Raw genomic sequence first — 15,858 nt, forward strand, 5'->3', positions numbered from 1 at the left:
CCAGCCATGAAGATCTCCATCATCTCCCCCAATCCCAGCCACCTGCAGGACATGCGCAAGGTGCTCGAAGCGCGCTCCCATGTGGTCTCGTCCTTCGAAGGCGGAAAGAGCCGCATGCAATGGGTGGTCGAGCGATCGGCGCCTGAGCTCCTGCTCGTGGACGGCATGTGCTGCGACCCCCAGGAGATTGCAATGGTGGAGCAGCTCACGATGCGCCATCCCTCGATTGCGGTGGTGCTGCTGTGTGCGATGCAGACGCCCGAGTTCCTGATTCTTGCCATGCGCTCGGGCGTGCGCGAAGTGCTGCCTTCGCCGCCGGAGCCTGCCGCGCTCGAGGCGGCCGTGGAACGCATCGCACTCAAGATGGCCGGCACGCAGGCGCGCGAGCCCGGCCAAGTGGTTGCCTTCATACCGTGCAAGGGCGGTAGCGGCGCCACCTTTCTTGCGACCAACATCGGCCATCAGCTCTCCATGCGCCGTTCAGTGCTGCTGATCGACCTGAACCTGCAGTTCGGCGATGCGCTTTCCTATGTGTGCGACCTGCGCGCCACCTCCACCGTGGCCGACGTCGCAAGGGACATCGGCCGGCTCGATGCCTCGTTGCTTGCTGCAAGCACGGTAAAGGTGGCGCCGGGCTTCAGCATTCTTGCCGCCCCCGAAGACCTTTCGCGCGCCCTGGAGGTCAAGGCCGAGCACATCGATGCAATCTTGCAGGTGGCAGTGGCGCAGTACGACTTCGTGCTGTTCGACCTGGGCCTGCGCATCGATCCTCTCGCCATCCGCGTGATGGACCGCGCGGACCGCATCTTTCCGGTGCTCCAGCCCAGCCTGCCGCACATCCGCAATGTGACCCGGCTCATGCAGATGTTCAAGTCGCTAGGCTACGCGGCCGGCAAGGTCGAGCTGCTCGTCAACCGCAGCGCCGGCGGCACGGAAATCGGCTTGTCCGACATGCGCCGTTCGCTCGGCGGAGCCACGCTGGTCAGCGTGCCCGACGGCGGCAAGGACGTGGACGCCTCGATAAACCGCGGCGTTCCCCTCGCGGAAATGGCACGCGGCAGCGCACTTTGCAAGCGGCTGGTGGAAATTGCCCACACGCTCAGCCCACGCCAGAAGGAAGCGCCGGGCTTCATCGGCCGGCTCTTCCGGCGGGCCTGACCCCGCAGCGTCCTCACGAATCTTCTTCCTCCTCCAACAGCAAGGCAGGTCCACATGTCATTCAGAGAACAGCTCAATGCGATCGAAGCCGAGCCGGTCGCGCGGCCGACGGCCCTGCCAGTGGCCGACGCACCGCTTTCGTCCTTTGCCTCGGACGCCTACAAGCTCCTGAAGGAGCGCATGCACCTGAAGCTGCTCGACAGGTTCGACCTGGCGGTGCTCGAAACCCTGAAGCCCGAGGTGCTGCGCCAGGAAATCTCCACGATGGTCGCGCGGCTGCTGCAGGAAGAGCCCGAGGCGCTGAACGACATCGAGCGGCGTACGCTGATACGCGACATCCAGCACGAGATGCTCGGCTTCGGCCCCATCGAGCTGCTGATGGCCGACCCCACGGTGTCGGACATCCTGGTCAACTCCCACGACCAGATCTATGTCGAGCGCAAGGGCCGGCTGGAGCTGACGGACGTGAGCTTTACCGATGAGAAGCATCTGCTGCGCATCATCGACAAGATCGTCTCGCTGGTGGGCAGGCGCATCGACGAATCCAGCCCGATGGTCGATGCACGCTTGCCGGACGGATCGCGCGTCAATGCGGTGGTGGCGCCCGTTGCGCTGGACGGCCCGATGATGTCGATTCGGCGCTTCGCGAAAATTCCGCTGAAGATGGAAAACCTGGTGGACGACCTCAAGACGCTCACGCCGCAGATGGGCCTGATGCTCGAAGGGCTCGCCAGCTCGAAGATCAACATGCTGATTTCTGGTGGCACCGGTGCCGGCAAGACGACGCTGCTGAACATTCTCTCGGGCTTCATTCCCGCCACCGAACGCATCATTACCATCGAGGACGCGGCCGAGCTCCAGTTGCAGCAGCCGCACGTCGCCCGTATGGAAACCCGCCCGATGAACATCGAGGGCAAGGGCGAGATCACGCAGCGCGCGCTGGTGCGCAACGCACTGCGCATGCGGCCCGACCGCATCGTCATCGGCGAGGTGCGTGGCGCCGAGGCGGTCGACATGCTGCAGGCCATGAACACCGGCCACGAAGGTTCGTTGACCACCATCCACGCCAACAGCCCGCGCGATGCCCTGGCACGGCTGGAGAACATGATCAGCATGGCCAACCTGAATCTTCCTCATCATTCGGTGCGCCAGCAGATCGCATCGGCCATTACCGTCGTGGTCCAGGTCCTGCGCCTGGTGGACGGCCGGCGCAAGGTCACCAGCATCCAGGAGATCACCGGCATGGAAGGCGAGGTGGTCACCATGCAAGAGATCTTCGCTTTCCGCCAGACGGGCATGGGGCCCGACGGCCGCGTGCGCGGTTACTTCCACGCCACGGGTGTCAGGCCGAAATTCGTCGAGCGCCTGCACTCTTTCGGCGTGGTGCTGCCCGACACCATGTTCGATCCCGACAAGCACTACGAATAAGGAGGCCGTCATGTTCCAGAACCTGGTTGGCGACACGCTCATTACCCTGTCCGTGCTGGTCTTCGTGACGGTGCTGCTGGTGATCGAAGGGCTCTATATGCTTTGGCGCGCGTACCGCGGGCCCGAGGCGCAGAAAATCGGCAAGCGGCTGCAGGCGCTTTCGGCAGCTACCGACCGCATTGCGCAGGCAAGGCTTGTGAAGGACCGCGTGCTCAGCGAGGCACCATGGATGCAGCGCGTTCTGCTCAAGCTTCCTCGAGCCCACCGCCTGGACCGCTTCATTCTCCAGGCCGGGCTGGAGTGGACTGTGTCGCACGTGCTGCTCGCATGCCTCCTGTCCGGCATGGTCGTTTTCATGGCGATGGTGTCGCTTGCAAACCAGCCTGCCTGGATTGCCATGCTGGTAGCCGTCGCTGGCGCGACGGTGCCCCTGTTCTACCTGAACCATCGGCGCGGCCGCCGCCTGGCGCATCTCGAGCGGCAACTGCCGGACGCACTCGACCTGGTAACGCGCGCACTGCGCGCGGGCCATTCGTTCGCAACCAGCGTGCAGATGATCGGCGAAGAAATGTCCGAGCCCATCGCGGGAGAGTTCCGCATGGTGGCCGACGAGGTGGGCTTCGGCGTTTCGCTGCAGCAGGCGCTCACCAATATGAGCGAGCGTGTGCCGCTCACCGACCTTCGCTACTTTGTTGTGTCGGTGCTGATCCAGCGCGACTCGGGCGGCAACCTGACCGAGGTGCTCGGTAACCTGAGCAAGCTCATCCGCGATCGCCTCAAGCTGCTGGCGCGGGTACGGGTACTGTCTGCGGAAGGGCGCTTGTCGGCCTGGATTCTTGGCCTGATGCCTCTTGCCCTGGTGGCGCTCCTGAACGCCTTCAATCCGGAGTTCATGTCGCCGCTATGGACCGATCCGATCGGCATTACGGCCGTCAAGTACATGCTGGCCCTGATGGCGGTTGGCGTGCTGATCCTGCGCAAGATCGTGAAGATCCGTGTCTGAAGGAGAAATGCCATGCTGCTTCCCATCCTCGTTTTTGTTGCCGTGTCCCTTGCCGTCGGCGGATTCGCAGTCTGGATGCTGCCCACGCGCACCGAGCAGCGCTTGCGGGCCGTGACGCCTTCATCAGGCAAGTCGGCCTGGACCGAAACCGCCGTGAAGATCGTCGGCCCCTTCGCCCAGCTGTCTTCGCCCACGGGTGAGGGCGAAACGTCGCCCCTGCGCCTGAAGTTTCTGAACGCGGGCATTCGCCATCCGGACGCGAGCCTTTTCTACTTTGGCTTGAAGACGCTGCTGCCGCTGGGCCTTGCGGGCTTGGCTTTTGTTGCAGTACGCGCGGCAGGCGCGGACGATGGAGTCACGACTTTGCTGTGGCTGGCTATGGTGGCCTTGTTCGGTTGCTACCTGCCCAACATCGTGCTGCGCATGATGATCAGGGGACGCCAGCGCGAGATCTTCGAGAACTTTCCCGATGCCGCCGACTTGATGCTGGTGTGCGTCGAGGCGGGGCTGGGGCTCGACGCCGCGTTGGTCAAGGTGACAGAGGAGATCCGCGTCAAGAGCGAGGCCCTGGCGCAGGAACTGCACTGGACCAATCTCGAGATGCGTGCGGGCGGCACGCGCGAGAAGTCATTGCGCAACCTGGCGCTTCGCACTGGCGTGGAAGAAATCGGAACCTTCGCCACCATGCTGACCCAGGCGGACCGGTTCGGCACCAGCATTGGCGAATCTCTGCGCGTGTTTTCGGGCGACCTGCGCCACAAGCGCCAGGTTCGTGCGGAAGAGCTTGCGGCGAAGGTACCAACCAAGATGCTGTTGCCGCTGGTGCTGTGCATCTTTCCGTGCATCTCCGCGGTCATCCTCACGCCGGCGGCCATTCGTATGGTCCGCATCATCGGGCCCATGCTCGGGGGCGGAAACTGAGCCCCGGCGCCCCGCGCTCAGTGGGGCACGGCGTCCAGCTGGTGCTTGATCGCGTAGATGTACAGCTCGAGCCGGTTCGCCACGCCCAGCTTCTGGTAGATCGAAGTGAGGTGATTGCGAAACGTGTGCTCGGTAACGAAGAGGCGCGAAGCCAGCGTCTTGTTCGCCGCGCCGCTGCCCTGTACCACCGCCTGGATGACCTGCCGCTCCTTCTGCGTGAGGCTGGCCAGCTTGGCCGCTTCGGGGTTGACCTTGGCCGGCTTCTTTGGCGCGGTCAGTTCCGAGAAGACCCGGCTCATGGCTTGCGGGTCGACACACAGCTCACCCTTGTGCACGCGCTCGATCGCATCGAGCACCTGCTCCGCCGAAGCATCCTTGTGCAGCACGCCCCTTGCGCCGCGCAGCACCGCGAGATCCAGCGTCTGCTGGCTGCGCTCGCCCGTGAGAATGAGCGCACGCGATACGTCGTTCGACAGCAGCATCGGAAGAATGTCCAGGGCCGACTTGCCAGCCAGGTCCAGGTCGAGCACGATCACATCCGGCGAGAGCTGCCCCGTTCGCTCCAGCGCGTCCTCGCAGCAGTTGGCCGTGGCAACGACCTTCATGCGTGGCTGCTCGCCGTCGATCAGTCTCGAGAGCCCCCAGAGCATGGTCTGGTGGTCGTCCACGAGCATGACGCCGATAGGCTGGCTTGTTGTGGGTTGCATGGTTGCACCTGCTCTTTCTTCATCATCAGATGGGTATTTCGACCAGAACTGCCGTGGCGCCGCCGGCGCCCTGGCTGACTTGCGCTCGCCCGCCAAGGGCGGCCGCGCGTTCGCTGATGGAGCGGGGGCGGAAGTTTGAGAACTCCGTGCCGCAGCTCTCGTTTTCAATCCGGATGTGCAGCTTGCCGCCCACGCAGCTGATGCGGATGCAACCGCGATGCGCATGCGTGTGCTTGCAGATGTTGTTCAGCCCCTCGCGCACCAGCTGGAGCACCTCGGCGGTCATACGGTCGTCCAGGTGAACATCGCTTTCGAGCAGGATCGCAATGTCGATCCCGTAGAGTGTCTTGATGTGTGCCGCTTGCCGGTGCAGGTGCGGAAGGATGAACTCGCAGCGGGTGTCCGCGCCATGCTTTACAGCGCCCGCATAGCGGCGCAGGTCGGTCACCACGCTTTCGGCCATGCTGGCCAGCTTGTCCAGGTCGTCGATCAGCGGGTTGTCTGCAGTGGCCTTCTTGCGCAGGGCGCTCAGCCCCAGCTTCAGGCCGATATAGGGCTGGATCGCCGTGTCGTGCAGGTCGAGCGAAATCTTCAGGCGCTCCTTCGAGGCGGCCTCCGAAGCCATGCGGTCCAGTACCTCGATGGTTTCGATCACCGGGAAGACGTGCCCCATGATGTGCGCGAGAAACAGCGCGTCGGACTTGCGGAATTGTCCGTAGCGCGACGACACGAAGACCCGCCCTTCGCCCAGCCGCATGGGCAGCGGCGCGCTCATGAAGGAGCGCGCCTCCAGCATTGCGGCAACGGCCGAGCTGCGACGCGCACCGTGTTCGTCCAGCGCAAACCAGCGGTGGTTGCGCTGGTCGCAGGCGTGGCCCTCCGCCCGAAACCAGTTCAGCGGCCAGGGGCGGCGGTTGTTCAGCACGATGCGCTCGCCAGCCAACGCCATGAGGGGCGAATCTGAAATGCGGTTGATCGTCTCGACGTCGACGGAGTCTGCCGAATCGCCTTCCTTGAGCGTGCGCATGACCCAGGCGCCGGTTTCGGAATTGCGCATTAGCAGGATGCAGTGGCTCGCCGCGAAGAAATCGAGCGTTCTTTCCATCGTGCTGGCAATCGTGCGGTTCACGCCGAACCGGGGGTTCGACAGCCGGCTCACCTGGCCGAGCAGGGAAAGGCGCCGCCGCAGCTCGACCTTCGAGCCGCCCCAATGGCCGATCATGTGCCCCAGCGCCAGCAGGAACGTGGTGCGCATGAGCAGTTGCGGCGTGTAGGTGTCGGTGCCCGTGGCCAGCCCGCAGACGGCAAATGACGCAACGGAGGCCATCGTTACCCTGGCGCCTTCTTCATAGCCCCAGCGAAACGACGACGTGAGGATGACGAAAAAGTAGAAGAGGAAGTAAAGGCTCGGGAGCCCGCCCGTTACGAAGACAAGAAGCGTGAACCAAAGCACGTCGAACCAGTGGATGGCCTTGCCGCGGAAATACTGCTGGCCCGCGCGTGTGCAGATGTACACACTGACGCTGTAGACCAGGTAGCTGGCAAAGGCCAGCCAGGTGATATTGCCTATGTCCTCTTGCGCCTCGCCTGCGTCAACCGCGACCGCCAGCAGGGCGGAGATCGACAGCACCAGCCGCATCCTTGCAACCATGACCGCATCGGCGGTAAGGTTGAAGTCGGTCCCGCAGTCCGGGTCGAAGGAATTGGCTGGCACGGCGTTTTTCCAGTACGTTGAGCAATGTCATGCTCCGCTGGTGTGTCCGGAGGCCCGCCAGGCTTGGCGCTCCGGAAGATTGAGTACTGGGGCTGCTCTGTTCACGTTTGAAACCAAAGAACTAATGTGAAGATTTCACCTTACTACTTTGGTAGTCAAATGCAATACTTTGTTTCTGGTGTTTCTCTGGCATTTTTGTTACCAAATGAAAACTTTCTACTGCCTTTGTGTAACAGCAACCAATGGGCAATACCGTTCCAGGCAAGAAAAAAGGGACCCGGAAGAATCCGAGTCCCTTTGTATGGGTGGTGGAGAGGATGAGGATCGAACTCACGACCTCCGCATTGCGAACGCGGCGCTCTCCCAGCTGAGCTACCCCCCCAACGCAGGCCGGATTTTAACCAGAACACCCCTCGCAGCGCATGCGCCAAGCCGAAGATGCGCCAAGATGCGCATCTTCAAAAAAGAAGGAATCAGGAACCGAATGGCCTCGTACGACCCCGCCTGGCTGGAAGGCATGTACAACAATCTCGCGCGGGTAAAAGACCACCCCGCGTACTTCGAACGCTGGGCCAGGGATTCCGCAGCCGCGCGCGAAACGCTTTCCGGTCGCATCGATGTGCCCTATGGCCGGGGCATCAACGAAACGCTCGACATTTTTCCCGCGCCGGTGCCCGGTGCGCCGGTGCTGGTGTTCATTCACGGTGGCTACTGGCGCGCGATGGACAAGCGCGATCATTCCTTCATTGCGCCCGCCTTCAACGATCGCGGCATGTGCGTGGTCATGCCCAATTACGCGCTCTGCCCGGGAACAGCGGAGCAGCCGGTGACGGTGCCGGGCATCCTCATGCAGATGGTGCGGGCCCTCGAGTGGACGTGGCGGAATGCCGCAGGGTTTGGTGCCGACCCGTCGCGCATCACCGTGGCCGGGCATTCAGCTGGCGGCCACATGGCGGCCGCATTGCTTGCCTGCGCGTGGAAAGCCGTCTCGCCCGATCTTCCGGCTCAGCTGGTTCGCAATGCGCTGTCCATTTCTGGCCTGTACGACCTTCGACCGCTGCAGCGCACGCCTTTTCTGGAAAACGTGCTCAAGCTCGGCGACGCCGACGCATTGCGTGCAAGCCCGGCGCTGTGGCCGGCACCTGCGCGCGGCCAGCTGCATGCGGTGGTGGGAGGCGATGAAAGCGAAGAGTTCTTGCGCCACAACGCCTTGATTCGTGAGGCATGGGGCCGAAACGCCGTGCCCGTGTGCGAGTCGCTCCCGGGGCTGAACCACTTCAGCATTGTGGATGCGCTGGCCGATCCGGCCCACACATTGCACCGCCACGCGGTGCAGCTCCTGGAGGCCTGATTTCAGGCCCCCGGAGGAGGGCGCCTACATCAGCAGGTGCTCGCCCGCGTTGTCGCCGCCCAGCGTGACGTAGTTGACCTTGCGGATGTCCATCAGCGTGCGGCCGCCCGCGTAGCTGATGGAGCTCTGCACGTCCTGCTCCATCTCGACGAGCGTGTCGGCCAGCTTGCCCTTGATGGGCTCGAGGATGCGCTTGCCCTCGACGTGCTTGTATTCGCCCTTGTTGAAGTCGCTGGCCGACCCGTAGTACTCCTTGAAGAGCACGCCGTCGACTTCGACAGTCTTGCCCGGCGACTCTTCGTGGCCAGCGAACAGCGAGCCGATCATCACCATCGACGCGCCGAATCGCACGCTCTTGGCAATGTCTCCGTGGTCGCGAATGCCACCGTCGGCAATGATCGGCTTGGTTGCCACGCGCGCACACCACTTGAGCGCACTGAGTTGCCAGCCGCCCGTACCGAAGCCCGTCTTGAGCTTGGTGATGCAGACCTTGCCCGGACCGATGCCGACCTTGGTGGCGTCCGCGCCCCAGTTCTCCAGGTCGATCACGGCCTCGGGCGTGCCCACGTTGCCGGCAATCACGAAGGAGCCCGGCAGCTTCTGCTTCAGGTAGCCGATCATGTTCTTCACGCTGTCGGCGTGGCCGTGCGCAATGTCGATGGTGATGTATTCGGGCACGAGCCCCTGTGCCACCAGCTGGTCGACCGTGTCGTAGTCGGGCTTCTTCACGCCCAGCGAGATGGACGCAAACACGCCCTTGCCCTGCATTTCCTTGACGAACTTCACGTTGTCCAGGTCGAAGCGGTGCATCACGTAGAAGTAGCCGTTCTGCGCGAGCCAGAGGCAGATCGACTCGTCGACCACCGTCTTCATATTGGCCGGCACCACCGGCAGGCGGAAGCTGCGCGCGCCCAGCGTTACGCTGGTGTCGCACTCGGAACGGCTTTCCACGCGGCATTTGCGCGGAAGCAAAAGGATGTTGTCGTAATCGAAAATCTGCATGACCAGGCTCCTGAAAAGGAATCGTTGAAAAAAACGAATGAGCGCTTGGTCCGGCCGGTTTCCGTGGCGCTTCGAAAAGAAAACGCCCACAAAAAACCGGACGCAAGAAACTTGGGCCCGGTGATTGATTTTACGCAGTCTCGCAAAGGGGGGTCTTCCGGTTCTTCATATAACCCGCATACGGGTTGGTTTCTACAATCGACGGATGTTGTTTAACGAACCTGCGGCTGATGCCAACCCCCTGGAACTGCCGTTGCTGCAGAACCTGAACCCGGAGCAGCGCGCCGCGGTCACTCTCCCCGCGGGCAACGCCCTCATCCTGGCCGGTGCCGGATCGGGCAAGACGCGCGTGCTGACCACCCGCATCGCCTGGCTGCTGCAAACCGGCCAGGTTTCAGCAGGCGGCATCCTGGCCGTGACCTTCACCAACAAGGCCGCCAAGGAAATGATGACGCGGCTCACGGCCATGCTGCCCGTCAATGTGCGGGGCATGTGGATCGGCACTTTCCACGGCCTGTGCAACCGCCTCTTGCGCGCGCACTGGAAGCTGGCCAACCTGCCTTCCACCTTTCAGATTCTCGACACGCAAGACCAGCTTTCGGCCATCAAGCGGCTGATGAAGCAGTTCAACGTGGACGACGAGCGTTTTCCGGCCAAGCAGACGCAATGGTTCATTGCCGGCGCCAAGGAAGACGGGCTGCGCCCGCGCGACGTGGAGATCCGCAGCGACGACGACCGGAAGAAGGTCGAGCTGTACCAGCTCTATGAAGAACAGTGCCAGCGCGAAGGCGTGGTCGATTTTGGCGAGCTCATGCTGCGCAGCTACGAACTGCTGCGCGACAACGATCCGGTGCGCGAGCACTACCAGCGGCGGTTTCGCCACATCCTGATCGACGAGTTCCAGGACACCAACCGCCTGCAGTACGCGTGGATCAAGATGCTCTCGGGCAACACCGTGGCCGGCCAGTTCACGCCGGGCCAGAACAGCGTGATTGCGGTGGGCGACGACGACCAGAGCATCTACGCCTTTCGCGGTGCGCGGGTGGGCAACATGGCCGACTTCGTGCGCGAATTCGATGTGCAGCACCAGATCAAGCTGGAGCAGAACTACCGCAGCTACAGCAACATTCTCGATTCGGCCAACGAGCTGATCAGCCACAACAAGAAGCGCCTGGGCAAGAACCTGCGCACCGACCAGGGCCCGGGCGAGCCGGTGCGCGTGTACGAATCGCCCACCGACCTGGCCGAGGCGCAGTGGATGGTCGAGGAAATGCGCCAACTCGTGCGCGATGGCTTCGACCGCAAGGAAATGGCTGTGCTCTACCGCAGCAATGCGCAGAGCCGGGTGATTGAAACGGCGCTCTTCAATGCCTCGGTGCCGTACCGCGTGTACGGTGGTCTGCGCTTCTTCGAGCGCGCTGAAATCAAGCATGCGCTTGCCTATCTGCGCCTGCTCGAGAACAAGGACGACGACACCAGCTTTCTGCGGGTGGTCAACTTTCCACCACGCGGCATTGGCGCGCGCACGCTCGAGCAACTGCAGGACGCGGCGCGCACGGCGGGGCGTTCGCTGCACGACGCGGTGCATGCCGTCGGCGGCAAGGCGGGCTCAAACCTGACGGCCTTCGTGGCCAAGATCGACGTGCTGCGCGAGCAGACGCAGGGCGTCAGCTTGCGCGAGATCATTGAACTGGTGCTCGACCACAGCGGCCTCGTCGAACACTACAAGGCCGATCGCGAAGGCGCCGACCGCATAGAAAACCTGGAAGAACTGGTAAACGCGGCCGAGAGCTTCGTCACGCAGGAAGGCTTCGGCCGCGACGCCGTGGCGTTGCCGGTCGACGAACTGCGGCAGTCCCCCGCAAGCCAGGGCATCGACCTGACCCGCCCCGTTGTCGACGAGCCGCTCGCGCCTGATGCAGAAACCGGCGAAACGCTGAGCCCGCTGGCCGCATTCCTCACGCATGCGGCGCTCGAGTCGGGCGACAACCAGGCGCAGGCCGGGCAGGACGCCGTCCAGCTGATGACCGTGCACGCGGCCAAGGGGCTGGAGTTCGATTGCGTGTTCATCACCGGCATGGAAGAGGGCCTGTTTCCGCACGAAAACTCGATGAGCGATTTCGAAAGCCTCGAGGAAGAACGACGCCTGATGTACGTGGCGATTACGCGGGCACGCAAGCGCCTGTACCTGAGCCATTCGCAAACCCGCATGCTCCACGGCCAGACGCGCTACAACGTCAAGAGCCGCTTCTTCGAAGAGTTGCCTGAAGGCGCGCTCAAGTGGCTTACGCCGAAGAACCAGGCGTTCACGCCGTCGGCCTTCGGCTACGGCGGCGGCTATGCGAGCACGCGCGGCGGCGGCGGCGGCGGCAGCTACAGCGGCGGTAGCGGCTATGGCAGCAGCAAGGACACGTTCGCCAGCCCGCCCGTGCCGCCGCAGAAAACTGCGCCGTCGCACGGCCTTCGCTCGGGCATGCAGGTGTTCCACAACAAGTTCGGCGAAGGCACGGTGCTGTCGCTCGAAGGCACGGGCGACGACGCACGCGCGCAGGTCAAGTTCACACGGCACGGCGTGAAGTGGCTCGCGCTGTCGGTGGCCAAGCTCACGCCGGTGTAAGAGCTGTCAGGTTTGCTATTAAACAAATAGCTGACCTTGCAATAGCCACGGGCGTTTGCGGCGGTTTCTAACAAGGCAATCGCCGTACACTCCATGCTCGCCAAAACAAGGGGAGCTGAGGATGTGGTTCATTGGCATGATTGCCGGCCTTTTCATAGGGGCCTTGGCCGAGTCGATTCCGGCTGCGCTGATATTGGCGGTCGTCGGCGCGTTCGCATTGCCGAAAATCGTCGGCAAGAAGAGCACCGCGGAGCCTGAGCGCACCGAGGCCGAGCGCGCGCAGCCTCCCGGCATTGCATCCCCGTCCGGCACCGCTGCGTCAACGGCCCCGGCGGGCGGCATGCTGAAGCTGCAGCAACGCGTGGCCGAACTCGAACAGCGCGTGAGCATGCTCGAGCGGCGGCTCACGCAGGGCGCTGGCGAGGCGATGCCCGACGATGCGCAGCCTGTCTCGGCAGCAAGCGCCGCTGCCACGTCGGCAGCGCAGCCGGTTCCGCAAGCGATGCCGGCCACCCCAGCCGCCCCTGTCACGCCAGCCACGCCGAACCCCATCGCCCGGCCCGCCCAGGCGGCCGCAGCCGCAGCCGCCGCAGCACGTGCCTCGATTCCGGCCACGCCGCCCGCAGTTGCCGAGCCAGTTCCCGCGCCTGTCCCAACCAAACCACCGGTTGCCGTGCCAGTGCCCCGGCGCCTCCCGCCACCGCCGCCCCCACCCGCAATTCCGCTGCGCGACCGTCTGCCCGCACCCATCGCCAACCTGATCTTCGGCGGCAACATGCTGGTGAAGCTCGGCGTGCTGATCCTGTTCCTGGGGCTTGCCTTCTTGCTGCGCTACACCGCCGAGCGCGTGACGGTGCCAGTCGAGCTGCGCTATGCAGCCGTCGCACTGGTGGGCGCGGGCCTGCTGGCCCTGGGCTGGTTCCTGCGCCGCAAGCGCACCGGCTACGCTCTCATCCTGCAGGGTGCCGGCATCGGCATTTTCTATCTCACGACGCTCGCGGCCATGAAGGTTCATGAGCTGCTGCCACCCACGGCCGGCTTCGCTTTCCTGTTCGGCGTGGCCGTGCTCAGCGCGGTGCTGGCGCTGCTGCAGAACGCGCCGGTGCTGGCCATTGTTGCGGCGCTCGAGGGCTTTGCTGCGCCGGTGCTCGCATCCACGGGGCAGAACCGCCCGATGGGGCTCTTCACGTACCTGCTGGTGCTCGACGTCGGCATTGTGCTGATCGCCTGGTTCAAGGCCTGGCGGGTGCTGAACCTCATCGGCTTTGTCGGCACTTTCACGCTTGCCGCGGGCTGGGCGCACAAGTACTACACAGACGACCAGTACGGCATCGTGCAGCCTTTCCTGCTGGTGTTTTTCCTGATGTTCGTCGCGGTGGGCCTGCTCTTCGCGCGCCGCACGCTGTTCGACGCACCCGTGCAGCCCGCACAGCCGCTGGCCGCCCGCGCGCTGGACACGCTGCGCCGCGCGGGCCGGGTCGACAGCTCGCTGGTGTTCGGCACGCCCATGGTCGCGTTCGGCATGCAGTACCTGCTGATGCAGCCGTGGGAATACGGCGCCGCCTTCTCGGCCATGGCGCTTTCAGCCTTCTACCTGGTGCTCGGCCGGCTGGTGTTCGCCACGCAACCCAAGGGCCTGGCCTTGCTTGCGGAGGCCTACGCCATCGTGGGGGTGATCTTCGGCACGCTTGCCATTCCGCTCGGCTTCGAAGGCCGGTGGACGGGCGCGGCCTGGGCCGTCGAAGCGGCAGGCATGTACTGGCTGGGCGCACGGCAAGGGCGCATGTATGCGCGGGCCTTCTCGTTCCTGGTGTTTGCCGGCGCGGTGTGGAAGCTGCTCGAAGCCACCCAACTCGATGCGGCGCCGGGGCATCCGCTGCTGCAGGGCTCGGTGATCGGCCCGCTGCTGGTGGCGGTGAGCGCCTTTGCGATGTGGGCCATTCACCGGCGCGCCAGGCTCGATGAAGGCAACGGCTGGGAAGCGCTGGTGGGTACTGCCTTGCCGTGGCTCGGCATGGGTGCGCTCACGCTGCTGTTGTGGCAATGGTTCACTCCGCCGTGGGCGGCCGCGGCAACGGCGGTGCTGGTGTCCATCACCTTTGCGGTGGCGGTGCGTTTCATGCTCAGGCCGCTTGCTTTTGTGACCTACGGAATGCAAGCGCTGGCGGTGGCCGGTTTCATCGCCACCCTTCATCGCGCGGCCGATGTAGCCGGCAGCGGGGAGCAGGTGCTCGCAAGCGGCTGGCAGGGCGCCGTGGCGGCAAGCCTCATTGCACTGAGCCTGCTCGGCAGCGCCGCGTGGTCGATGCTGCAGGCGCACCGCGCCGCGCTTGCGCGGGGCATCCCGCCGGTGTGGTCGCTCGGCAATGCCATTGCTGCAATTGTCGGCGTGAGCTTGCTGCATCTCGCGATGCTGTTCCAGGTGAGCCTTGCGCAGGCCGCTCTGCTGTGGCCGCTTACGGCCACGGTCGTGCTCTGGGTGGCGCTGCGCATTGCGCACAAGCCGCTCGCCGCACTGGCGGGCCTGCTGCAGGTTGTCTCTGCGGTGCTCTACGTTTTCGACCAGGTCCTGATCTACCACGGCAATATCCCGCCATCGGCTTTTGCGCACCTGGGTTTCTGGACACCGGTGGTGCTGGGGCTCGCAGCCTTGCTGGCCGGCGCATGGATGAGCAGCGAGGCATGGCGGCGTGCGACCGAAGGCACCACAACCGCCAGGCGCACGCGCTGGATCAACGACTGGTGCGCCAACCCGGTCGTGCTGTGGGCGCCGGTGATCTGGGGCCTGGGCTGGTGGCTCTTCGGCTGGCTCGGCGAAGCCGCCGAGGTGCTGCGCCGCAACGGCTTGGCCGCCTATCTGGCCGCGGCTGCGCTCGCCATCGTGCTCGTCACCTCCGTTATTTCTGCGGTGGTGGCGCACCGGCGCGGCTGGCCACAGCTTGGCCGCGCCACGCTGGCAACGTTGCCTAGCCTTGTGCTGATCGCCGCCTGGGGCGTTGCCCTGGCCGCACCGCTCGTCTATGTGCCTTCGGGCGCCCTGGGCTGGGCGGCCTGGCCGCTGGCTCTGCTGTGGCACCTGCGGTTGCTGCACGCACAGAAGCGCTGGCTTGCTCCTGCGGCGCTGGTGCCGTTCCACGTGGCGGGCTTCTGGTTCTTCTTGCTGCTTGCTGCGCGCGAGTGCCAATGGCAGCTCGGCCGCATCGGCGCAGAGTGGTCGAGCTGGCAGTTGCTTGGCTGGGCCATCGTGCCCGCGGTTGCGTTGTGGCTGCTGCGTTCGCGCGCCCTGTTGCAGCGGTGGCCGCTGGCCGAGTATCGGGCAGCGTACCTGGAATTCGCGGCGATGCCGGTGGCGGCCTACCTGCTCGCGTGGGTCTGGGTCACCAACGGCACGAGCCCGGGCAACGCTGCGCCGCTGCCCTATGTGCCGCTGCTGAACCCGCTCGAACTTGCGCAGTGGCTGGTGCTGTTTGCGCTGGTGCTCTGGTGGCGAGCCTTGCCCGTGGGGTCGTTCGCGCGCGTGCAGCCGATGGTGGCCAGGGGTGTGCTCGGCGTTACCGGCCTTGCGCTGCTGACCGGTGCAGTGCTTCGCAGCTGCCATCACTATGCGGGCGTCGAATGGCGTTTCGATGCGCTCTATGCATCGTGGCTCACGCAAGCGGCGCTGTCGATTACATGGGCCATCTGCGGCGTGATCGCAATGGTGCTCGGCCACTCTCGCGGCGTGCGCACGCTCTGGGTCGGCGGCGCCGCGCTGCTGGGCGTTGTGGTGCTGAAATTGTTCTTCGTCGAACTGGCGGACAGGGGCGGTCTGTTCCGCATCGTGTCGTTCATTGCGGTGGGTGCATTGCTGCTGCTGGTAGGTTATTTCGCCCCCGTGCCGCCTAAGAAAATCGAAATGGAGAAAGATGTGTTGCCGCAAGGAGATGCAGCATGAAGCCGGGGGCGAAACGATCGCGC

The 15,858-nt window shown here is 64.4% G+C and carries 10 protein-coding genes and 1 tRNA gene; 7 read left to right on the forward strand and 4 right to left on the reverse strand.

All coding sequences use genetic code 11. The features are described 5' to 3' along the window. Positions 1 to 6: 6 nt before the first annotated feature. Genes J2X67_RS03390 through J2X67_RS03405 form a run of 4 tightly spaced genes read left to right on the forward strand, consistent with a single transcriptional unit; the run spans position 7 to position 4,510 of the window. Entirely contained in the window at positions 7 to 1,158 is a 1,152-nt protein-coding gene (locus J2X67_RS03390; protein ID WP_309950531.1) for an AAA family ATPase, read from the forward strand. Positions 1,159 to 1,212: 54 nt separating this feature from the next. Beyond that, complete coding sequence (locus tag J2X67_RS03395; protein ID WP_309950532.1) at positions 1,213 to 2,586, forward strand: CpaF family protein; 1,374 nt, start codon at positions 1,213 to 1,215, stop codon at positions 2,584 to 2,586. A 10-nt stretch (positions 2,587 to 2,596) separates the two neighbouring features. Next, positions 2,597 to 3,589 (forward strand): type II secretion system F family protein, encoded by a 993-nt coding sequence (locus J2X67_RS03400; protein ID WP_309950533.1) that lies wholly within the window; start codon positions 2,597 to 2,599, stop codon positions 3,587 to 3,589. A 12-nt stretch (positions 3,590 to 3,601) separates the two neighbouring features. Further along, positions 3,602 to 4,510: a type II secretion system F family protein gene (locus J2X67_RS03405; RefSeq protein WP_309950534.1), complete on the forward strand. Its 909-nt coding sequence runs from the start codon at positions 3,602 to 3,604 to the stop codon at positions 4,508 to 4,510. 17 nt (positions 4,511 to 4,527) lie between these two features. Here the strand turns inward: J2X67_RS03405 and J2X67_RS03410 are convergent, their stop codons facing one another. The 3 genes from J2X67_RS03410 to J2X67_RS03420 all read right to left on the reverse strand — a co-directional run bounded on the left by J2X67_RS03410 (position 4,528) and on the right by J2X67_RS03420 (position 7,313). Continuing rightward, positions 4,528 to 5,217: a response regulator transcription factor gene (locus tag J2X67_RS03410; RefSeq protein ID WP_309950536.1), complete on the reverse strand. Its 690-nt coding sequence runs from the start codon at positions 5,215 to 5,217 to the stop codon at positions 4,528 to 4,530. Between the two features lie 25 nt (positions 5,218 to 5,242). After that, positions 5,243 to 6,931 (reverse strand): histidine kinase, encoded by a 1,689-nt coding sequence (locus tag J2X67_RS03415; protein WP_309950538.1) that lies wholly within the window; start codon positions 6,929 to 6,931, stop codon positions 5,243 to 5,245. A gap of 306 nt (positions 6,932 to 7,237) precedes the next feature. Further along, positions 7,238 to 7,313: transfer RNA gene (locus tag J2X67_RS03420), tRNA-Ala, on the reverse strand. A 102-nt stretch (positions 7,314 to 7,415) separates the two neighbouring features. Here J2X67_RS03420 and J2X67_RS03425 point away from each other — a divergent pair. Continuing rightward, positions 7,416 to 8,282, forward strand: coding sequence for an alpha/beta hydrolase (locus J2X67_RS03425; RefSeq protein WP_309950539.1), 867 nt, complete (start codon positions 7,416 to 7,418; stop codon positions 8,280 to 8,282). A gap of 24 nt (positions 8,283 to 8,306) precedes the next feature. Here the strand turns inward: J2X67_RS03425 and J2X67_RS03430 are convergent, their stop codons facing one another. Continuing rightward, positions 8,307 to 9,284 (reverse strand): GMP reductase, encoded by a 978-nt coding sequence (locus J2X67_RS03430; RefSeq protein WP_309950541.1) that lies wholly within the window; start codon positions 9,282 to 9,284, stop codon positions 8,307 to 8,309. Positions 9,285 to 9,489: 205 nt separating this feature from the next. Between J2X67_RS03430 and J2X67_RS03435 the strand changes: the two genes are divergently transcribed. Together J2X67_RS03435 and J2X67_RS03440 are read left to right on the forward strand one after the other, a co-directional pair. Continuing rightward, complete coding sequence (locus J2X67_RS03435; protein WP_309950542.1) at positions 9,490 to 11,901, forward strand: UvrD-helicase domain-containing protein; 2,412 nt, start codon at positions 9,490 to 9,492, stop codon at positions 11,899 to 11,901. A 121-nt stretch (positions 11,902 to 12,022) separates the two neighbouring features. Further along, positions 12,023 to 15,835, forward strand: coding sequence for a DUF2339 domain-containing protein (locus J2X67_RS03440; protein WP_309950544.1), 3,813 nt, complete (start codon positions 12,023 to 12,025; stop codon positions 15,833 to 15,835). The last annotated feature ends 23 nt before the right edge of the window (positions 15,836 to 15,858 follow it).

Source organism: Variovorax sp. 3319 (assembly GCF_031456585.1).
GTDB lineage: Bacteria > Pseudomonadota > Gammaproteobacteria > Burkholderiales > Burkholderiaceae_C > Variovorax > Variovorax paradoxus_P.

Excerpts from the sequence above, each read along its gene's own strand:
- J2X67_RS03390 (WP_309950531.1), top strand. The coding sequence starts at position 7 with ATGAAGATCTCCATCATCTCCCCCAATCCCAGCCACCTGCAGGACATG.
- J2X67_RS03395 (WP_309950532.1), top strand. The coding sequence starts at position 1,213 with ATGTCATTCAGAGAACAGCTCAATGCGATCGAAGCCGAGCCGGTCGCG.
- J2X67_RS03400 (WP_309950533.1), top strand. The coding sequence starts at position 2,597 with ATGTTCCAGAACCTGGTTGGCGACACGCTCATTACCCTGTCCGTGCTG.
- J2X67_RS03405 (WP_309950534.1), top strand. The coding sequence starts at position 3,602 with ATGCTGCTTCCCATCCTCGTTTTTGTTGCCGTGTCCCTTGCCGTCGGC.
- J2X67_RS03410 (WP_309950536.1), bottom strand. The coding sequence starts at position 5,217 with ATGCAACCCACAACAAGCCAGCCTATCGGCGTCATGCTCGTGGACGAC.
- J2X67_RS03425 (WP_309950539.1), top strand. The coding sequence starts at position 7,416 with ATGGCCTCGTACGACCCCGCCTGGCTGGAAGGCATGTACAACAATCTC.
- J2X67_RS03430 (WP_309950541.1), bottom strand. The coding sequence starts at position 9,284 with ATGCAGATTTTCGATTACGACAACATCCTTTTGCTTCCGCGCAAATGC.
- J2X67_RS03435 (WP_309950542.1), top strand. The coding sequence starts at position 9,490 with ATGTTGTTTAACGAACCTGCGGCTGATGCCAACCCCCTGGAACTGCCG.
- J2X67_RS03440 (WP_309950544.1), top strand. The coding sequence starts at position 12,023 with ATGTGGTTCATTGGCATGATTGCCGGCCTTTTCATAGGGGCCTTGGCC.